At 62.0% G+C, this 20,929-nt stretch carries 14 protein-coding genes; 2 read left to right on the forward strand and 12 right to left on the reverse strand.

What is annotated here, in order from left to right; translation table 11 throughout:
• Positions 1–54: 54 nt before the first annotated feature.
• Positions 55–726, forward strand: a complete 672-nt coding sequence (locus EGM97_RS05570) for a Bax inhibitor-1/YccA family protein (protein WP_238962959.1) — start codon at positions 55–57, stop codon at positions 724–726.
• 69 nt (positions 727–795) lie between these two features.
• Here the strand turns inward: EGM97_RS05570 and EGM97_RS05575 are convergent, their stop codons facing one another.
• Positions 796–1,233 carry an Lrp/AsnC family transcriptional regulator gene (locus EGM97_RS05575; protein WP_238962960.1) on the reverse strand — a complete coding sequence of 146 codons (438 nt, stop codon included), beginning with the start codon at positions 1,231–1,233 and terminating at the stop codon, positions 796–798.
• Between the two features lie 134 nt (positions 1,234–1,367).
• Between EGM97_RS05575 and EGM97_RS05580 the strand changes: the two genes are divergently transcribed.
• Positions 1,368–2,291 (forward strand): DMT family transporter, encoded by a 924-nt coding sequence (locus tag EGM97_RS05580; RefSeq protein ID WP_238962961.1) that lies wholly within the window; start codon positions 1,368–1,370, stop codon positions 2,289–2,291.
• On the opposite strand, the gene EGM97_RS05585 is transcribed toward EGM97_RS05580, so the two are convergent.
• From EGM97_RS05585 to glgA, 11 genes are all read right to left on the reverse strand, one after another.
• Positions 2,279–3,904, reverse strand: a complete 1,626-nt coding sequence (locus EGM97_RS05585) for an NADP-dependent glyceraldehyde-3-phosphate dehydrogenase (RefSeq protein ID WP_238962962.1) — start codon at positions 3,902–3,904, stop codon at positions 2,279–2,281. The genes EGM97_RS05580 and EGM97_RS05585 overlap by 13 nt on opposite strands.
• A gap of 154 nt (positions 3,905–4,058) precedes the next feature.
• Entirely contained in the window at positions 4,059–4,973 is a 915-nt protein-coding gene (locus EGM97_RS05590) for an autotransporter domain-containing protein (protein WP_238962963.1), read from the reverse strand.
• A gap of 328 nt (positions 4,974–5,301) precedes the next feature.
• The gene (locus EGM97_RS05595) at positions 5,302–7,725 is read right to left on the reverse strand and encodes an autotransporter family protein (RefSeq protein WP_238962964.1); all 2,424 of its coding nucleotides are present in this window, start codon (positions 7,723–7,725) and stop codon (positions 5,302–5,304) included.
• A 178-nt stretch (positions 7,726–7,903) separates the two neighbouring features.
• Complete coding sequence (locus EGM97_RS05600; RefSeq protein ID WP_238962965.1) at positions 7,904–8,704, reverse strand: endonuclease/exonuclease/phosphatase family protein; 801 nt, start codon at positions 8,702–8,704, stop codon at positions 7,904–7,906.
• Between the two features lie 77 nt (positions 8,705–8,781).
• The gene (locus tag EGM97_RS05605; RefSeq protein ID WP_238962966.1) at positions 8,782–9,546 is read right to left on the reverse strand and encodes a PIG-L deacetylase family protein; all 765 of its coding nucleotides are present in this window, start codon (positions 9,544–9,546) and stop codon (positions 8,782–8,784) included.
• A gap of 260 nt (positions 9,547–9,806) precedes the next feature.
• On the reverse strand, positions 9,807–11,963 hold the full coding sequence (gene glgX, locus EGM97_RS05610) for a glycogen debranching protein GlgX (RefSeq protein ID WP_238962967.1): 2,157 nt from the start codon (positions 11,961–11,963) through the stop codon (positions 9,807–9,809).
• Positions 11,964–12,244: 281 nt separating this feature from the next.
• The gene (locus EGM97_RS05615; RefSeq protein WP_238962968.1) at positions 12,245–12,592 is read right to left on the reverse strand and encodes a DUF2934 domain-containing protein; all 348 of its coding nucleotides are present in this window, start codon (positions 12,590–12,592) and stop codon (positions 12,245–12,247) included.
• The gene (locus tag EGM97_RS05620) at positions 12,589–15,387 is read right to left on the reverse strand and encodes a malto-oligosyltrehalose synthase (RefSeq protein ID WP_238962969.1); all 2,799 of its coding nucleotides are present in this window, start codon (positions 15,385–15,387) and stop codon (positions 12,589–12,591) included. Before EGM97_RS05620 ends, EGM97_RS05615 begins: the two co-directional genes overlap by 4 nt.
• A complete protein-coding gene (malQ, locus tag EGM97_RS05625) occupies positions 15,384–17,462 on the reverse strand; it encodes a 4-alpha-glucanotransferase (RefSeq protein ID WP_238962970.1) in 2,079 nt (692 codons plus the stop codon). The genes EGM97_RS05620 and malQ overlap by 4 nt, the downstream gene beginning before the upstream one ends.
• Positions 17,459–19,261 (reverse strand): malto-oligosyltrehalose trehalohydrolase, encoded by a 1,803-nt coding sequence (gene treZ, locus EGM97_RS05630; RefSeq protein WP_238962971.1) that lies wholly within the window; start codon positions 19,259–19,261, stop codon positions 17,459–17,461. The genes malQ and treZ overlap by 4 nt, the downstream gene beginning before the upstream one ends.
• A gap of 8 nt (positions 19,262–19,269) precedes the next feature.
• Entirely contained in the window at positions 19,270–20,841 is a 1,572-nt protein-coding gene (gene glgA / locus EGM97_RS05635) for a glycogen synthase GlgA (protein ID WP_238962972.1), read from the reverse strand.
• Positions 20,842–20,929 lie beyond the last annotated feature (88 nt).

Consider the following 20,929-nt stretch of genomic DNA (forward strand, 5'->3'; position numbering starts at 1 on the left):
AGCGTCTGTTATGATCCTTGCCACTGAATGTTTCAAAACCGGAGGAGTGTCGCCATGCGCGAACAGGATTACGCAGTGAACAACAGCGTGCAGGCCGAGCAGCTAGAGGTTAGCCGTGTCCTGCGCAACACTTATGGCCTGCTGGCGTTGACGCTGGCTTTCAGCGGTGTGATGGCCTATGTCGCCCAACAGATGCGTGTCGGCTACCCGAACATCTTCGTGGTGCTGATCGGCTTCTACGGCCTTTTCTTCCTGACCAACAAACTTCGTGATTCGGGTTGGGGCCTGGTGTCGGCGTTTGCGCTGACCGGCTTCATGGGCTTTTTGCTCGGCCCGATCCTCAACCGCTATCTGCAGATGCAGGGTGGAGCCGAGCTGGTCAGCGCGGCGTTCGCCATGACCGCACTGGTGTTCGGTGGGCTGTCGGCCTACGTGCTGGTTTCCCGCAAGGACATGAGTTTCCTGAGCGGTTTCATCACCGCTGGCTTCTTTGTATTGCTGGGCGCGACGCTGGCCAGCTTCTTCTTCCAGATCAGCGGCTTGCAGCTGGCAATCAGCGCCGGTTTCGTGCTGTTCTCGTCGGTCTGCATCCTGTACCAGACCAGCGCCATCATCCACGGCGGCGAGCGTAACTACATCATGGCGACCATCAGCCTGTATGTGTCGATCTACAACCTGTTCGTCAGCCTGCTGCAGTTGTTTGGCCTGATGGGCCGCGACGACTGATCGCCCTGTCACACTGGAAGCCCGCCTTTTCGGCGGGCTTTTTTTCGTCCACGAAATCTGCGATTGCGCTCAGTTCATCGGCGGCAAGCGTCGCTTGACCGGCGTCTTCTTGACGATGGCCGTATTGGTTTCGGCCAGCACGTTGAGCTTATCCAGGACGGTATCGAGTTGCTCCATGGAGCGGACGTGGAGTCGGGCGATGAAGCAGTCATCGCCGGTCACCTTGTCGCACTCGGTGAATTCGGCGATGGCCTGGATTTGCCGCTCCACCTCTTGCAACTGCCCCGGCAGCGGGCGGATGCGCACAATCGCCTGGAGCTGGTAGCCGAAGCTTTTCGGGTCAACCTCAACGGTGTATCCCCTGAGTACACCACGCTCTTCGAGTCGGCGAAGGCGCTCGGCGACGCTGGGGGAAGATAGGCCGCTCAGGTTCGCCAGGGCCTTGAGGGAGAGGCGGGAGTCTTCCATCAAGGCAGCGATGAGGATCTGGTCGATGTCGTCGGTCATACAGGCTCCGTTAGGTGAATGTTCGATCTTGCCTTGATAAAAAAGGTCGAAAGGCAGTTTAGCCTTTTTCACGCTATGGAGAAGCCTGCGGATGGCCCGGCATACTGTGCCTCACTTGCTGAAGGAGCCTGAAGATGGACAAGACCTTACGTCGCGGTTCGCTGGAAATGACCGCCGCCATGTTGATTTCCGGAACCATCGGCTGGTTCGTGCTGGTGTCCGGCCTGCCGGTGCTGGATGTGGTGTTCTGGCGTTGCGTGTTCGGCGCCGCCACCTTGTTGATGATTTGCGCCGGTTTTGGATTCCTGCGCCGGGACATCCTGAGCCGCACGACTTTCCTGCTGGCGGTGCTCAGCGGCGTGGCAATCGTTGGCAATTGGGTGTTGTTGTTCGCGTCCTACTCCCGCGCTTCGATTGCCATCGGCACGGCGGTGTATAACGTACAGCCATTCATGCTGGTGGGCCTGGCCGCGCTGTTTTTGGGAGAAAAGATTACCGCGCAAAAGCTGTTCTGGCTGGCAGTGTCGTTTCTTGGAATGCTGGCAATCGTCAGCGCCCACGGTGAGCAAGGGCAGGGCGGTGACGATTATCTGGCAGGTATCGCCCTGGCGCTCGGTGCGGCGTTGCTGTATGCCATCGCCGCGCTGATCATCAAGCGCCTGAGCGGTACGCCACCGCATCTGATCGCGCTGATCCAGGTCAGTACCGGCGTATTGCTGCTGGCACCCTGGGCTAACCTCTCGGCCATACCGCAACAGCTCGAGGCTTGGGCCAGCCTGGTGACCCTTGGCATGGTTCACACTGGCGTGATGTACGTGTTGTTGTACAGCGCGATCCAGCGACTGCCGACGGCCATCACCGGCGCGCTGTCTTTCATCTACCCCATTGCGGCGATCTTCGTGGATTGGTTCGCCTTCGGCCATCGCCTTGAACCGCTGCAATGGCTGGGCGTGGCAGCGATCCTGCTGGCGGCCGCCGGCATGCAGCAGGGCTGGGGCTCCAGGATTCACCGCCCGGCCCTGCAGTCACGCACCGTTGATGCGGATCAAAAGATGTAGTCGGTGGTGAGGAAGTTCGAATCACGCTCCCGGATGATGTCGCTGATCAGTGCCTTGTTGTTCTCCTGGAATTTGGTCGCCACCAGGGTACGGATCGAGAAGGTGCGCAGCGCGTCGTGAACGGACAGCGTGCCTTCGGCCGAATTCTTCCGACCGTTGAACGGGAAGGTGTCCGGGCCACGCTGGCACTGGGCGTTGATGTTGATACGCCCGACCTGATTGGCGAAGGTGTCCACCAGCCTGCCGACTTGGGCCGGGTTGGTGCCGAAGATGCTCAGTTGCTGGCCGAAGTCGGACTCAAGCACATAGTCGACCACGGTATCGAGGTCGCGGTATGGCACGATTGGGACCACCGGGCCGAATTGCTCCTCGTGGTAGACCCGCATCGTAGTGTTCACCGGGTAGAGCACCGCCGGGTAGAAGAATGAGCTGCGGGACTCGCCGCCGTGGGCGTTCATGACGGCGGCGCCTTTGGCCACGGCGTCAGCCACGAGCGAGTGCAGGTAATCGACCTTGCCTGTCTCCGGCAGTGGCGTCAACGCCACGCCATCTTCCCACGGCATGCCCGGTTTCAAGGCGGCGAGCCTGGCATTGAATTTTTCGATGAAGGCCGGCGCGATGTCCTCGTGGACGAACAGGATCTTCAATGCAGTGCAGCGCTGGCCGTTGAACGACAGCGAGCCGGTCAGTGCCTCGCTGACAGCATTGTCCAGGTCGACTTCCGGCAGGACCAGGCCGGGGTTCTTCGCGTCCAGGCCCAGCGCGGCACGCAAACGGTGCGGACGCGGGTGCAGTTTCTTCAGGTCGCTGGCCGCCTTGTTGGTCCCGATGAAGGCAAAGATGTCGATCTTGCCGCTGGCCATCAATGCACTGACGGTTTCCCGGCCGCTGCCGTAGATCACGTTGATCACCCCCGCCGGGAAACTGTCGCGGAAAGCTTCCAGCAGCGGGCGCACGAGCAATACACCGAGCTTAGCCGGCTTGAACACCACTGTGTTGCCCATGATCAGGGCAGGGATCAATGTGGTGAAGGTCTCGTTCAGCGGGTAATTGTAAGGCCCCATGCACAACGCCACGCCCAGAGGGACGCGACGGATCTGGCCAAGGGTGTCCTGTTCCAGTTCGAAGCGGCTGGAGCGGCGGTCCAGTTCCTTGAGGGCATTTATGGTGTCGACAATGTAGTCACAGGTACGATCGAATTCCTTCTGCGAGTCCTTGAGGTTTTTGCCGATCTCCCACATCAGCAACTTCACCACTGTTTCGCGTTGCTCGCGCATGCGTGCCAGGAAGCTCTCCACGTGACGGATTCGTTCGGCAACGCGCATCGTCGGCCACTGGCCCTGGCCGCGATCATAAGCGCGGACAGCCGCGTCCAGAGCGGTGAGGGCGGTTTCGGCATCCAGCAGCGGAGTGCTGCCGAGTATCACCTGCTCGTCACCTTGTTCGCCGGCCAGATACACGGGGCTGCGCACCACGGCCAGCGGCCCTTGCCAGGTTTTCAGCACGCCATCGACCAGGTATTCGCGTTGCTCGATCCGCCCTTCGAGGCGGTAGGCCTGGGGAATGTCTACGGCACCGGGAAACAGGTTGGCGAGAAGGTTGGCTGTGTCCATGTCGTTACTCCCTGAGTGAAATGAGCCATGGGCTGATGGCAAATGATCAATACAGGGTTATACGCCTTATTGGAGGGAGTTTTTAAGGGGGCAGGGTGCAATTGTGGCGCAGGGGCTGGCGGCGCTGTACCTCCGCCGGCCCCGGCACGTCGTTTTACCAACGCATCCGCACACCCAGGCTGGTGATGACGCCATTGAGGTCGTTGTCATCGACGTCGCTGCTGTAGTCGGCGCTGACATACAGGCTCACCACCGGTGTGACCCGGGCGACCAGGCCAAGACCGACTTCGACGGTCGAGGACTTGCGGCTGCTGCTGATCTTGTCGACTTTATCCAGGGTCAAGGTGTCTGCGCTCTGGACGGTGTGCCACAGGTTGGTCCGCACGTAGGGCTCCACGCCCAGGCCGTTGACTTGATAACGACCCTTGAGGCGTGCGCCGACGCGGCCACTCCAGGTGCTCAGCTCATTGCCGCTATTATCTGCGGTGTGCGCAGTATCGAGGGTGATGCGTCGATTGATCAGTTGCGCCTGGGGTTCGACCACCCAGTTCTCGCTGATGCCGATGGGAAAGCCGCCTTCGACCGACAGCGTGACGGCGTCGCCTTCGGTGGCCTGGCGCTGGCCTTGTTCGTTGCGGCTGTAACCGCTGACCCGGCCGCCGCTGGCGCTCAGGTCGACATGCCAGCCGGCGGGGCCGGTCAGGCTCCAGTAGGCACCCAGGTTCGTCCCTTGCAGGTTCAAAGTATCTTTGCCCTGTCTGGCCATGGCGGGTGTCACCCATGTACCTGCGGCGTTGCCTATGAGCGAGTGCTGTTCGCTGATCAGCCCCATGCGTTGGGTATGACCGCTGTCGTTACGCAGAGTGAACAGCGCAGGGCTCTTGTTGGAAGCGGGATCGGTGTTGATAAGCGCGGTATTCGGGCTGCCGGGGCTTGTTCGGTCATACCAGGTGGGTGCTGATTGCTCGGCAGGCCAGGCCAGTGCTTCCATGGATGAACACAGCAGCAGCGACGTCGATACGGTGTAGAAAGCGGTGGCGATCTCTTGTGGGCGGTGGGAGGTTTTCATGGGGGTCTGCCTTGCAATTGCATGCATTTCTCGCCTGGCGTCTCTCCTACCCCGAATGAGGGGCGACCGAATGGATTGAGGCAAGTCTCGGGCGTCCCGCCCCAGGCTCTGTACGAAAAGCCTTGATACTTGTTGCGGGTTCCAGAGGCCTGCCCCTGACTGTGTTTCCGGGGGTAGTACGGTGTAGTCAAGAAGACCGAAGCCGTCGCGTCAAGAAACTGGACGACGAGTGGCAATGTGAAATCAATCTTTGTAACTGGCTGATTTATATCGTGATAATAGACGTTAGTTGGGCGTCAAAAAATTACCGCGCGAACGCATTTTCTCCTCACCAGCTGACCCGCAGACCCAGGTTTCCCGCCACGCCGCGTTGCTGATTGCTATCGAGGTTATTGCTGTAGTCCGCATTGGCGTAGACGCTGACCGAGGGCGCGAGGCCGACGATGACGCCAACGCCCAGGTCGCCGGTGGAGGCGCGCTGCTGGGTCTCGATCCGTTCGGCGTTGTCGAACGTGACCGAGTCGGAGCCGGAGAACGTGTGCCACAGGTTGGCACGCAGATACGGTTCCACTGGCAGGCCGCTGACTTGATAGCGACCCTTGAGCCGAGCCCCGAGACGGCCCGTCCAGGCGCTGTCCGAATCGAACTCCACCCTGGAAATCCCGTCATCCTGAGTGTCGAGGGACACTTTCTGGTGGATGAGCTGGACCTGGGGTTCGAGCACCCAGTCGGTGGTCACCGCGAAGGGATAGCCGGCCTCTGCCGACAGGGTCAGTGCATGTCCGCGATTGTCGATCTTCAGGCCGCGTTCGGAGCGGTTGTCGCCGTTGAGTCGCGTGCCCATCACGACTGCATCGACGTAGCCACCGGTGGGAGCGGTGAGGGTCCAGTAAAGCCCATAGCTGTCGCCGTCGAGTTCGATCTTGCCGGCACGCCGCTCCTTGAACCCTTGATTGAAGCCATCGACGTTACCGTTCAGTTCGGTATGGCCGACGAAGAAGCCGATGCGGTGGGTCTGTCCACCGGACAGCGGTGCGCTGTAGAGGTCGTTGCCCACCTGGAAGCCTTTGATCGACCCATCGAACCGAGGGGAGACCGTACCGGCCCAGGTCTGATCCAGATCCTTGCCATAGACGCGCCCCCAACCCGCGCCGAACGCGCCGGTTTCGGTGAGCAGGCGCTGGTCCCCCTGGCGATCATGGAAAGTACCCAGGGCCATCAGGGTCAGTTGCGCTGCCGCCGGAGGCAAGACCGACCAGGTGGGGACCTCCGGGCGATACAAAGGAATCGGCGCTGCCCCAGGCGCGGGTATGGGCAAGGCAGGCAAGCCGGGGCTGGGCGCGGGTACTGGTCCTGCAACCACGGTCGAGCGCAGGTACCAGCTGTCGCCGTCACCGGTCACGCCACCCTTGAACAGGCGATAGTCGAACGCACCGGCCGACACCGAGTTCGCCAGCGAAAACGCTCCACTGTCGCTGACTGCCCCGCCTTGGGCCTGTACCAGTTCGATGCCGTTCCGGGTGGTCAATGCGCCCGCGCCTCCAAGGTTCACAACAGCGATGGCGGTATTGCCAGTGAGTGTCCCGCCATTGACCACCAGTTTGTCGCTGGGTGAGTCGTCCGCGCCGACCCTTGTCTGCAGGCGCAGTTGTCCATTATTGCCCACATAGTTGCCTTGGACGGTCAGCGTATCGCCGGTGCGGGTATTGCCCTGGGTGAGGTCCACCGTCCCGGCGTTGTTGAGGGTCACCCGTTGGCCGGCGGTAAATGGCGCGAGACTGCCCTCGGTGGAAGTCAGCACACTGCTGGCATCGATGTTGAGTTTTCCCAGGCCCGTGATGCTGTCGCCCAATACTAGAGTGTCCCCCAGGTCCAGGCGTGAGCCCTGGGTGAGATTGACGTCCTCCCAGTTGAGGTAGCGTGCGCCCGTGGCGGAGGTTGTGTTTTCGAACGTCAGCACATCCTGCCCCAGGCCACCGTCCAGATTGGGCGTGACCGCGAGTCCTGTTTCCTCAAGTCGACGCAGCAGCGCCGTATCGCTGCCATCCCCCATCAGGATGGCCGAGTGGATCAGCCCGCCGCTCCACTCCAGCCGGTCATCACCGGCACTGGCCCGGACCTGGCCGATAATTTCGCCGCCGCTCACGGTGATGCTGTCGTTGCCACCGCTGACGCTGACATTGCCGCCAATGCGTCCCGCAGAGAGGATGATGGTGTCCTGGCCGAAGCCGGTCACCAGATTGCCGATGATCTGGCCGCCCGACATATCGAAAAGGTTATCGTCGAGTTTCATGTCGACCCGGCCTATGGTGCCGCCACTCATGCGGGCAATGTCGCCGTCTTCGAAGGCATCGACGATGGTGCCGCCAGTCATCGAGAACGTGTCGAGGCCATCGCCCTGGGACAGGGACAGGATCCGACCGCCTGTCATGAGGAAGTCGTCGGTGCCCGAGCCTTGGCTCACGTCGCCGTCGATCACACTGTTGGCGTGGATCTCGATGTGATCCTCGCCGTCGTCAAAGGTCACGTCGCCCTGGATAAGGCCACTGCCGCTGGCGGGCATCGTCAGGCGGTTGTTGCCTGAAAGATCGGTCAGGCCGGGGCTGGTCCCACTGTCGCAGACGTAGCTGTCGTCACCTGCCGTTGGCGTCAGTGTGCAGGCAGCCAGGGCACTCGGAACGGGGAACAGGAACGGCGTCGAGATCCCCAGGATGTAGAACAGCCGATTGAATCCATGATCGCGCAGGCTCATGTGCTATCCCTCTGCATCGGCATTCCTGGAATGCCGGTATCAGCATTGGCTGCACAACAGCTGGCACTCTGGCCTGGCAACGCGCGCTGTATGGATTGGCACCCTAGCAACGATCAACTGCCGTCGCTACTGTCAGAACTTACAGGTCAAGCGCGATGAATCCGAATAACGTCCGAAACTACAGATGCACTTCCACCGAAAGCGGCAAGTGATCGCTCAAATGCGTCCAGGGCTTGTTGCCCAGGATTTGTGGGGCATGGCTGGTGGCGTTGCGCAAGTAGATGCGGTCCAGGCGCAGCAGTGGGAAACGGGCCGGATAGGTTCTGGCCGGACGCCCATGGTGGTGTTCGAAAGCTTCATGCAGGTACTGACGACGGGCGAGGGCGGTATTGCCGCGAAGCTGCCAGTCATTGAAGTCCCCCGCGACAATCACCGGGGCATGCTCGGGCAACGATTCGAGCAACTGGCAGAGGAGCTTGAGCTGGAGTTGCCGGTGGCTTTCCAGCAGGCTCAAGTGCACGCAGATTCCGTGCACCTCGGCATGGCCCGGCACGTCCAGCACGCAATGCAGCAACCCACGTCGTTCCGGGCCGGTGATGGAGACGTCCAGGTTACGGAACTGGCGGATCGGGTATTTGGACAGCAATGCATTGCCATGATGACCATCGGGGTACACCGCGTTGCGGCCGTAGGCGAAGTCGTTCCACATGCTGTCGGCGAGGAACTCATACTGGGAGGTCTGGGGCCAGTTGTCATAGCGCGACGCATGGCGGTCATGTTCGCCCAGTACCTCCTGCAGGAATACCAGGTCTGCGCCAGTGCTGCGCACTGCTTCGCGCAACTCAGGCAGGATGAAGCGACGGTTGAGGGCGGTGAAACCCTTGTGGGTATTGACGGTAAGAACCCGTAGCCGATGGACCGCCACCGGCGTGTCCAACGGCACCGATTCGACAGCCCGCCAGTCGGGATCTCGAGTCACGTTCACTCCTGAATCAGAGGTGCCTGTTCATGCGACTGATGGCGGCTGCGGCAGTTCCGGATTTTTAGGTGGTGGTTTCAGATGAAGACAATTTCATAGGGCAACCCCATGCGATCCAGAATGACCCGAGGCACCAGCGGAGAAATACCGGTGGCCGGTTCGCCGTTGAGCTGGCTGGCGTAGGCATGCATGGCGTGGCGCTTGCGGGCGGTGGTCCAGACGTCCAGTCGCAGCTTGCGTGCCCGGTGCCAGGGAATCCTGCCCTGTTCGCGAACGGGCCAGTGCCAGGCCCATACAGGCAGCTCGTTGAACGTCGCCCCGACGCTTTCAGCCGCCAGCGCCCCGGCGCGGCCGACGGTGTCGTGGTCGCTGTCGCCGTCCTGGCGCCAGGTGCTGAACACCACGTCGCCCGGCCTCAGGTAATGACCGATGAAGGCAGTCAACTGCGCCTCATGGTCGCACAGGGTCTTTTCCGTGAAGCCGCCTCGTACCCACTGCAGGCCCTGGACCGAGATGCCCAGGCGATGCAGGGCGTCCACGCTTTCCTGGGGATGGGGGCGGTAGATGCGCAGACGCTCATCAGTCCACAAGGGGGACCCCGGATGGCTGAACTCACCGTCGGTGACCGAGATCAGCAACAGAGGCTGGTCAAGATTGCTCAGAAGTTGAAGCAGTCCGCCGCAGGCTCCGATCTCATCGCCGGGATGGGGCGCGAGGATGACGGCGCGGGCACCTGCGGGGACCAGTGTCTGGGTACTGATGATGGGAATGTCGGCCAGTTGGGGCGCGCTGTTCCATATCTGCGGGTGTTGCCGGCCTTGCAAGCGAGAGGCATGTTTCATGAGGACATCCTTGTTATGTTCAATCTTTCAGCCATGCATCGAACTCACTGCGCGATGATGCCGCTAACGGCCAGGCTGCGATCCGCGGTACTCCGATCCTGGAATCGACCGCATGTGAAGTATTGACCATGACGGTCGATTCGTCGCGTCACTTGTGTATCTGAACTGCAGTTTTTCGTCGGAACTGGACTGCATGAGCCCACAACACCGCGTCCTTGCGGTGTGCTTGGCCTCTGTAACTTTTCTTATCGTCAGCGCTGCTATTGCTCCTCCCGTTGCAATTCGAACAGCAGCAGCGAGCGTCCTGTCACGGAGTACTCGGCATCGAAGTCGAAACGCTCCTCGCCTCGAATGGTTGGCTGGTTGGTGTCCACCATACAGGTCCAGAAACTGCCTTCGGGCACCTCCGGCAGACGGAAGTTGACAATGTCATGGTGTGCGTTGACCACCAGCAGCAGTGTCGCGTCACCGCCCTTGCGGCGGATACCGGTTTCCTGGGCACGGCCGTCCATCAGCATGCCCAGGCAGCGACCATGGCTGTCCTGCCAATGCTCGACGGTCATTTCACTGCCATCCGGTGCCAGCCAGGTGACGTCCTTGACGCCGATATCCTCGTTGTAATTACCCACCAGGAAGCGTCCACGCCGCAGGATCGGATAGGCCAGGCGCAGCTTGATCAGGCGCTTGACGAACTGCAGCAGCGCGGCGCCGTCCTCGCTCAGGTCCCAATTGACCCAACCGATCTCGCTGTCCTGGCAATAGGCGTTATTGTTGCCATGCTGGGTCCGGGCGAACTCGTCACCGGCGACGATCATCGGCGTACCCTGGGCCAACAGCAGTGTCGCGAAGAAGTTGCGCATCTGGCGATGGCGCAATGCGTTGATTTGCGGATCATCCGTCGGGCCTTCGACGCCATGGTTCCAGGACAGGTTATTGTTGCTGCCGTCCTGGTTGTTTTCGTCGTTGGCCTCGTTGTGCTTGTCGTTGTACGACACCAGGTCGTGCAGCGTAAACCCATCATGGGCGGTGACGAAGTTCACCGAAGCGTAGGGGCGCCGCCCGCGCTGGTTGAACATCTCTCCCGAGGCCGTCATGCGGCTGGCGAAGTCGGCGAGTTGGCCATCGTCGCCTTTCCAGAAGGCTCGAACCGTGTCGCGGAATTTGTCGTTCCACTCGACCCAGCCCGGCGGGAAACGGCCCACCTGGTAGCCACCGGGGCCGCAGTCCCAAGGCTCGGCGATCAGTTTCACCTGACGCAGCACCGGGTCCTGGCGGCAGGCGACGAGGAAGCTGTGACGCTCGTCGAAGCCGTCGTGATAACGCCCCAGGATGGTCGCCAGATCGAAGCGGAAGCCATCCACGTGCATTTCCGTGGCCCAGTAGCGCAGGGAGTCAGTGACCATTTGCAACACGCAGGGGTGGCTCAAGTCCAGGGTGTTGCCGGTGCCCGAGTCGTTGATGTAATAGCGCTTGTCGTCGGGCATCAGCCGGTAATAGGAGGCGTTGTCGATGCCACGCATGGACAGGGTCGGGCCTTGCTCGTTGCCTTCTGCGGTGTGGTTGTAGACCACGTCGAGGATGACCTCGAGGTTGGCCTCATGCATGTGGGCGACCATTTCCTTGAACTCGGCGATCTTGCCGCTGGCCAGGTAGCGCGGGTCCGGGGCGAAGAACGCGATGCTGTTGTAGCCCCAGTAATTGGTCATGCCTTTGTGTAGCAGGTGTTGGTCGTTGACGAACGCGTGGATGGGCAATAGCTCCACGGACGAGACACCCAGTTTACGGATGTGGTCGATCACATCGTCCACCATCAGCCCGGCGAATGTGCCGCGCAAGTGCTCGGGCACCGAGGGATGGCGCATGCTGAAGCCGCGCACGTGGGTTTCGTACAGGATGGTCTTGTCCCACGGCACGCTGACGCGATGGTCGTGCCCCCAGGTGTGGGCCGGGTCGATGACCTTGCATTTGGGCACGAACGGGGCGCTGTCCCGTTCATCGAAGCTCAGGTCGCCGTCGGGGTGGCCGATGGTGTAACCGAACAGGGCTTCGGACCACTTGAGTTCGCCCACCAGTTGCTTGGCGTAGGGATCGATCAGCAACTTGTTGGGGTTGAAGCGATGGCCGTTTTCGGGATCGTACGGACCGTAGACCCGGTAGCCGTAGATCAACCCTGGATGAGCGTCTGGCAGGTAACCGTGGTAGATCTCGTCGGTATACTCCGGCAGCTCGATGCGCTCGAGCTCAACCTCGCCGGTGTCATCGAAGATACACAGTTCGACCTTCGTGGCATTGGCTGAAAACAGCGCGAAGTTGACCCCCAGGCCATCCCAGGTCGCGCCGAGGGGAAAAGGCAGCCCTTCACGAATCCGCGAAGCCTCGATAACGGGCGGCGGCGTGTTTTTCTTTGGACGGGTCATGTTTGCTCCTGCAATAGACAGCCGGATACAAGGCTGTTGACTCTGAATGCGATGAATTCATAGAGGCCGCGGTGCCCGGCCCTGTCAGGCTCTGCTTGAAAAGCCTTGATACTCGTTCATGCGGCGTTGAAAACCGGCTCGGAATGCACAAGCCTAGGAGAGGCGCCCTGAAGGCGCACAGCGGTCCTCATGCAACGACTGCTGCACACCCGGCGGGGACGGCTCCTCTCGCCACAAGCACGACGTACAACGCCCGTAGATGCATGGCTACAGGTCGATGATCAGACCGCTGGAGGCTTGCGCGCCGCTCGTGGTTTCTTTTCTGCCGACTTGGTTGCCGAGGGCACCACGGCTGTGCTTGCAGAGGGTTTGGCTGCCGGCTTGGCCTTGGGCGCGGTGCTTTTCGCAACGGCCTTGGCGGCAGCGCTCTTGGCCGCTGCAGGTTTGGCGCCATCTGCTTTGGCCACCGCGGGCTTGGCGGCCTTGGGTGGCTTGCTTGGGGCCAATGCTTCGGCCTCGGCGAGCTTGCGGGCCATCTCCCAGTGGCGTTTTTCCTGTCCTGTGGGCTTACCCTCGGATTCCCAGATCTGATAGGCAAACTCACGGATGCGTTTATCGTCGGTGCTCATCGCGGTGCTCCTGATTGGATAAAGATGTTGACCGGGAAATCCCCCAGCGCGGCGCTGACCATCAGCTCCCCTTGGGGTGTGACTGCTGCGCTTGCAAAAAGTCCCTTCAGTTTTCCATCCTCGGCAGCGAACGGTAACGACACGCGGGTATCGCTCCAAACCGACGCAGCCACCTGTGGCTCGGCACTGTTTTCCAGCAGCCGGGCCGCATGGATCGGTACCACCACGATCGCTCGCTGTTGCCCGTATTCGCGCATGAAGGCCAGGATCCGGTCGGCATGCTCGCCGTGTACCTGCAGCGGTTGGTAGCGCCCCTGCTGGAACACTTGTGGGTACAGCGCCCGTAAGGTCAATGTCCTGGCGATCAGGGCCTGCTTGATCCGGCCGTCGCGCCAGTCGCGTACCAGCGTGGCTGGCGCACTGTCGGCCTGTAACGCCTTGCGGCGCGCATCGAAGTCCACGGGGCGACGGTTGTCCGGGTCTACCAGGCTGAAGTCCCAGAATTCATTGCCCTGATACAGATCGGGTACGCCAGGTACCGTCATGCGCAGCAAGGTTTGCGCCAAACTGTTGAGGGCGCCCGCCGGGGCAATGGCCTGCACCGCATCGGCGATGGCGCTGCGTAGCGGCAGCCCTTCATCACCGAGCAGCAACCGTTCGAGGAACATCTGGGTCGCCTGCTCATAGGCGTCGTTGACGGACGCCCAACTGCTCTGCAACTTGGCTTCGCGCAGGGCCTTGCGCTGCCATTGCCATAAACGCTCGTTGTAGCCGGCGAGCGCCTGCTGGTCCTGGAGATCGAGGTCCAGCGGCCAACTGCCGAGCAGCGCCTGATACAGGATCAGTTCATCGCCGGTCGAAGGCGCCGAGGGGTCGCTGTGCAGCGACGGAGCAAGGATGCGCCATTGCTCCACGCACGAGGTGTACCAGTCGGCGCGTTCGCTGAGTACCGCCAGCCGGGCCCGGGTATCTTCGCCACGCTTGTGGTCGTGGGTAGCGGTGGTGATCAGGTTGTCGGGGAAATGTTCGAGTCGCGCCAGGCAGGCGTCGTGGAATTCCTGCGGCGGGGCACTGAAACGCTCGGTGTTGTAGCCCACGTCGTTACGCGACAGCAGCACCGCCGAGCGGTAGAGCGCCGTATCTTCCACGGCTTTGGCGGCGGCGGGTGAGGTCAGTTGCTGGAAACGGACACAGGCATGACGCAGGCGTTTGCGCTGGCTGCCACGTGGGCGTTGTCGCCACGCCATGCCGCCGAGCCAGGTGGCCAGGCAATCGAGCACGGGCCAGTCGGCCTCGCTGAGGTTTTGCCGGGCGCCTTCCAGCGCTTTCTGGAAAAACCCATCGTCTTCGGCGCTGCGACCGAGGGCACTGATGTAGGTGCGGTATACCGGGAAATGCACGATCAGCTCTTGCAAGGCCCGCCTGATCGCGCCCAGGGTCAGGTCCCGGGTCATTACATCGTCGCGGGCCACCTGGAGCAGGGCTTGGGCGACGCTTTCGAAATCACTGGCCAGAGAGCCGTTGAGAATCTGCTGACGGGCCAGGCGGGCCTCTTCGATAAAGTGCGCCGGCCGCTCGCTGTTCCGGCTCCAGAACTCGGCAAGGGCATCGGCACCGCTCGGGTCATGCTGCAACAGTGAAACCTGGTTCATGAACTCATAGCCGGTGCTGCCGTCGACCTTCCAGTCCTGGCGCAGGGTTTCGCCATCGCCAAGGATTTTCTCGACAAAGATGGGCAGGTGCCGCGAGGGCGACAAGGCATCGACGCGCCTGCGCAGCTTGCGGCAGTAGCCGCGAGGATCGGCCAGGCCATCGATGTGATCGATACGCAACCCGTCCACCAGGCCCTCGGCGATCAGTTCGAAAATCTTCGCGTGGGTCGCTTCGAACACGGCGGTTCGCTCGACCCGCAGCCCACCCAGTTCATTGACATCGAAAAAACGCCGCCAATTGATGTCGTCCGCCGCCGTGCGCCAACTGGCCAGTCGATAGCTTTGGCGCTCGAGCAGTTCATGCAGCTTTTCGAAGCCCTGGGGCTGTGTGGCGTCATAGCTCTGCAAATTGTCTTCGATAGCGGCCAGGATGTCGGGGCGGGTTGCCAGCTCGCCCAGTTCGGCCTGCAGCGGGCGGGCGAGGGTATGGGCATCGGTCTGGTAGTTCAGGGTAGTGAAGCGCTCGGCCAGGGCCTTGAGCGCTTCGGCCTGTTCGGCTGGCAGGTTTTCCGCGGGCTTGAGCAGTTCGCCATACTGCATCGGACAGATGGGAAAGTGGTGCTCGTAATGTTCGGCGTAAAAGCTGCCGCGACTCGGGTCGAAGCGCAGTTGCAGCGTACCTTCCTGCAACGCCACGCCGTAGTCGCTGCCCAGGAACGGCAGCAGCAACTGGCCCTCCATCAACGGGTCGGGAGAATGCCACTGGATATCGAAGAACTGACCATAGGGACTCAGGCGCCCCCATTCCAGCAAGTCCAGCCACCAGGGGTTGTCATTGCCGCCAACGGCCATGTGATTGGAGACGATGTCGAGGATCAGGCCCATCCGATGCTCGCGCAGCTCTGCGACGAGACGCTTGAGCGCTGCTTCACCGCCCAGCTCGGGATTGACCTGGGTCGGATCGACCACGTCATAGCCGTGCATCGATCCGGCTCGCGCCTTGAGCAACGGCGATGCATAGACATGGGTGATGCCCAGCGAGGCGAAGTACGGCACTTGGGCGATCGCATCGTCCAGGGTAAAACCTTTATGGAACTGCAGGCGCAAGGTGGCCTGCAAGGGTTGGATCGGCGTCTGTTTCATCGGTCACGCTCGTTCGCCTGAAGCCTCGCGCAGGCGAGAATTTCCAGACGCCGGGCGGCGTCCGGGCCATCCAGCAGCGCCTGGCTTTCGCAAGGCAGGCGCCTGCGCCAATTGGGGTGGGTGTCGATAGTGCCCGGCAGGTTGGCCTGTTCTTCGATACCCAGGGCATCTTCGAGCGGCAACAGCACCAGCGGTGCACGGGTATGGCCCAGGAAGCGGACGCTGGCATCCAGCACCTGGTCGGTTTCGCGATGTTCCTCGCGGAAATTCTGCGGATCCTGGTTCAATACCTGGCGCAAGCCTTCGCGTTCACGCTCACGGTGTCTGCGCCAATCCATTTCCGTGTGAGAGTCGATCAGGTCCAATCGGGCATTCCAGTCGATGTCGTGGCCATGCCACCAACCGTTCAGCGTTGGCAGGTCATGGGTGCTGGTGGTCGCCAGCGCGTTGTCCGGCCAATCGAGGATAGGCTTGAAGCGGGTGTTGTCCTGTTCGAACAACAGCACGCGCATGCCGAGGATCGAGCGTGCGCTGAGTTTTTCCCGCAGGCCGTCGGGCACGGTACCGAGGTCTTCGCCCAGTACGATGGCCTGGTGGCGATGGGATTCGAGGGCCAGCAGGCGCAGCAAGTCGTCCACCGGGTAATAAAGGTAGGCACCATCGGTGGGCGGCGCACCATTGGGGATCACCCACAGGCGCTGCAGCCCCATGACGTGATCGATGCGCAAGCCGCCGGCGTGGGCGAAGTTGGCTCGCAGCATTTCAATGAAGGCGCGAAAACCGTTGCGCACCAGGCCTTCCGGCGAGAATGCGGAGATTCCCCAGCCCTGGCCGGAACGGTTCAGGATATCCGGTGGTGCGCCCACGGTCAGCGAGGCCAGCAATTCGTCCTGCCGGCTCCAGGCCTGGCTGCCGGCGCCATCAGCCCCCACGGCCAGGTCGGCGATCAGGCCGATGCCCATGCCGCTGGATCTGGCAGCGCTCTGGGCGCGCTCCAGGCATCGGGCAATCAACCACTGGCAAAAAGCATGGAAACCGATTTCATCGGCATGTTCTTCAGCGAAACGCGCCAGCGTCGGGCTGCGTGGATTACGCCACTCATCAGGCCATTGGCGCCAGTCGAGGCTCTCGCCCCGGGCGGCGCGTTCGGCTTGCAAGGCTTCGAAGCGACAGTGGTTCTCCAGGGCCTCGCCACCGCTGTGCCGGAAGCTGCCGAAATCTTCATGCAGCGGATGCTGACCCTGATTGAAGCCGTCATAAAGGGCGCGCAGGATCTTCTGCTTGGCTTCGGCCGCCACAGGCCAGTCGACCAGCGGCTGTTCCTCCAGATGACGCAGTTGATGGGTCAGGCCCGTGGCATCGATGGCCGTGCGTAACGCCCGTTCGCCGAGGATCGTGCCGGGTGCGGCGTACAGGCTGTTGAGAAACAGTCGGCTGGAGGGCGAGTAGGGGCTATAACGGCCGGTGTCGCTGCTGAACATCGCATGGATCGGGCTGATCGCCAGGGCGTCGGCGCCGCGTTCGCCGGCCATGCGGGCCAGTTCTTCCAGTGCCTGCGTATCGCCAAAACCGCCATCGCCGGGGCGGCGCAATGCATATAACTGTGCACTCAAACCCCATGCCCTGGGAGTCGGATCGTCCACCGCATCGGCAACGCTGTAACAGCGAGCCGGCGCCACGGCGAGGGTGAAGTGCTGGTCCTGGATGCTGACGTGCTGATACCCAACCGGGACCATGCCCGGCAGCCTGGCATCGGCGTCGAGTTTCAGGTGCAGGGTCGCGCCATCCTCGAGTCGGATTTCGCATGGGGTCGACCCTTCGAAATAGCGGCTCAGGTCTACGCTGACACCGGCGTCGGCGGTGATCAGCGGGGGCAGGCGATGGTTTTGCTGGTCTTCCTGCAATTGCAGCAGGCTGGCGTCGATTTCCTGAGCACTGCCGGCTGGATGGCCGAGGCCGGTCAGGACCGAACGCAAGACGGCGGGAGAAACTTTCTGGGGCCGGCCGTTGGCGTCGATCCAGTCCACAGCCAGGCCCGCTCGCCCGGCGAGGATCTCCAGTTGTGCATCGCTCATAGGCGCTCTCCAGTGATGTCAGGTAACTTAACCGCTTGAGTCAGGGTGACCAGCGCGCAATAGGGCGCAAGGACGCCCTGTTGCAACAGACCCATGGCTTGCGGCGGATGTTCGAAAAGAATGCGTCCGTCCTCCGCGGCGGTATGTTCAACCGACTGTTCACTGAGGTTCAGGTCGATGCGCAACACGCTGCCATCTTCCATTCGCCAGCGGGCGCTGATCGCGCCCTGGCCCAGCACGTCGGCCCCGAGGGCCTGGATAGCGGGCAGGCGCGGCACGATTTCTTCACGGCGGATCTTCAGCAACTGGCGATACAGGGCCTCGTTGGCCAGTTGCTCCGGTTCAAGGATCTCCAGGTCAGGGCGTGAAGCTTCGAAGGTCTCGACTGCGTTGGGATCTGGAATCCGCTCGCGCTTTTGCGGATCGGCGAAGGCGCTGAAGGCCTTGAATTCGTTGCGCCGACCTTCGCGTACCAGTTCCGCCAGCTCGCCGTGATGGCTGGTAAAGAACAGGAACGGTTGTCCGGCTTTCACTTCGTCGCCCATGAACAGCAACGGGATCATCGGCGACAGCAGCAACAGGACCGTGGCCGCCTGCAACGCCTGGGGATGCGCCAGTTGATGCAGACGCTCGCCCAGGGCCCGGTTGCCGATCTGGTCGTGGTTCTGCAGGAACAGCACGAAGGCATTGGCCGGCAGATGGCCGCTGGGTTCTCCCCGAGATTCCCCGTGGCGGTTGATATGGCCCTGGAAGACGAAACCCTGGCTGAGGCAGCGCGCCAGCTTCTCCGTGGGTTGTTCGGCATAGTCTGCGTAATAGGCGTCGGTCTCGCCGGTCAGCAAGACATGCAAGGCATTATGGCCATCGTCGTTCCATTGGGCGTCGTAGCCTTGTTCCAGCAGGCTGGCCTGGTTGTGTTCGTTCTCCACGGTCAGCCAGACATGCCGCGTCGGATCGACCTGCTGACGGACCCTGGCGGCCAGTTCCTGGAGGAAGTCCGGGTCTTCGATGGCGTGCACGGCATCCAGGCGCAGGCCGTCGAAACGGTATTCCAGCACCCACATGAGCGCATTGTCGATGAAGAAATCCCGCACTTCGCGACGCCTGAAATCAATGGCCGCGCCCCAGGGGGTGTGCTTGTCTTCGCGGAAGAAGCCCTTGGCATAGCGATGCAGGTAATTGCCGTCGGGGCCGAAGTGGTTGTAGACCACGTCCAGGATGACGGCGAGCCCGTGCCCATGGGCGCTGTCGATCAGGTGCTTGAGCTGTTCCGGCGTGCCATAGGAGGCCTGGGGCGCGTACGGCAGGACGCCGTCATAGCCCCAGTTGCGGTCGCCCGGAAACTGCGCCAGCGGCATCAGTTCGATGGCGGTCACGCCCAGCCCGGCCAGGCGTGCCAGTTGCTGTTCGACGCCCTCGAACCCTCCGAGGGCGCCGACATGCAGTTCGTAAATCACCGCTTCGTACCAGGGACGACCGGACCAACTGGTGTGCCGCCACTGGTACGCGTGGGGATCGACCACCACGCTCTGGCGATCGATGTCACCGGCCTGGGCGCGGGAGGCGGGGTCAGGCACCTCCAGTTCGCCGTCGATGTTGAAGCGATAACGGGTGCCGGCGGCGCAACGGGTCTGGATCATGAACCAGCCGTTGGCCTGAGGCAGCAGGGGTATTGAGTCTCCAGTGTCGAGTTCGACACTGACGTAAAACGCATCCGGGGCCCACAGGGCGAAACGAGTGTGCTCGGTATCAAGCATGATCGCGCCGTGAGTCCAGGTTTCAGGCGTCCTTGACGGCATCGATCACCTCATTGTCTGGTCGATTTGCCCAGCGATTTCGCCACCAGTTGTTCATAGAGTTCGGCGTAAGGTTCGACCGCCTTGCACCAGTTGAAAGGCGCCGACATCGCCCGGCACCGCATGGCGTTGAGCAGCTCGGGGAACGAGAAGACCTTGAAGGCCCGGCTCAATGCCTGTTTGTAGCTGTCCACGGTGGATTCATTGAACAGGAAGCCGGTGATGCCATCCTCGATGGTGTCGGCCAGCCCACCGGTATTGCGCGCCACCGGCAGCGAGCCGAAGCGTTGGGCATACATCTGGCTCAGGCCGCAGGGCTCGTAGCGCGACGGCATCAGCAGGAAATCGCTGCCCGCGAACATGCGCCGTGCGTCGGTTTCGTTGAAGCCGATGCGTACGCCGATCCGTCCCGGGAAGCGCAGGGCCAGTTCACGCATGGCCTGTTCTTCCTCCGGTTCGCCACGGCCGATAATGGCGATCTGGCCTCCGGATTCGACGATGAACTCAGCCACGGCTTCGGTCAGGTCCAGGCCTTTCTGATACACCAGGCGGGACACCACGGCGAACAGCGGGCCCTTGGCGTCGTCCAGGCCGAAGAGTTCGCGTACATGGGCAGCATTCGCCGCCTTGCCTTCCCAGTCGCCGATGGCGAACTGGCGGTACAGGTGGGTGTCGGTGGCCGAATCCCAACTTTCATCGATGCCGTTGGGGATGCCGCTGAGCAGGCCCTGCTGCGTCTTGGCCGCGAGGAAACCGTCGAGCCCGCAACCGAACGCAGGCGTGGTGATTTCCTGGGCATAGGTGGCACTGACGGTGGTGATGTGGCTGGAATAGGCCATGCCGGCCTTGAGAAACGACAACTTGCCGTAGAACTCCATGCCTTCCTGTTGCAGCGCATGTTCAGGAATGCCCAGTTCAGGGCAGGACGCCAGGCTGACTACGCCCTGGTACGCCAGGTTGTGGATGGTGAACAACGTCGGGGTGCGCTGGCCGCGCCAATGCATATAGGCAGGCGCCAGTCCGGCCGGCCAGTCGTGGGCGTGGACCAGATCGGGGCACCAGTGAATCTGGGCGAGGTTGGCCGCGATGTCCGCCGCCGCGAGGCCCAGGCGAGCGAAACGGATGTGATTGTCGGGCCAGTCGCGGCCGTTGTTGGCGCCATAGGGCGAGCCTTCTCGCGCATACAGCTCGGGGCAGATCAGCACATAGATCACCAGGCCATCGGCCATGTCCATGCGTCCGATCTTGCAAGGCGGCAGCGCCGCATGCCCGCCCAGTTCGCCGATAATGTGGATCGGATTGCCACTGTTCATCACCTGCGGGTATCCGGGTATCAGCACCCGGACATCATGCAGGCCGGCCATGGCTCGGGGCAGGGCGGACGAGACGTCGCCCAGGCCGCCCGTCTTGACCAGGTCGGCGATTTCCGAGGTCACGAACAGGATCTTCTTGCGGTTGGGGTTTTGTCGAACGACGGGGAGCAGTGCCTTGCCTCCGGTGGACAGCACCGGTGCCGTCGGCGAGTCACTCGCCGGCGGTAGTTGCGAGCGAACGTGTTGTGGTTCCAAGGCAGCACTGATCATAAATTTCTCCTGTTTCTCGATCTGTTTCCGGCTAGCGCCAGAGCTGTTGTTTCATTGGCCGAATCCTGCGGCCAGGCGCACAAGCGCT

Origin of the sequence: Pseudomonas sp. AF32, from assembly GCF_022342325.2 — a bacterium.
In the GTDB taxonomy this organism is placed as follows: Bacteria; Pseudomonadota; Gammaproteobacteria; order Pseudomonadales; family Pseudomonadaceae; genus Aquipseudomonas; species Aquipseudomonas uvaldensis.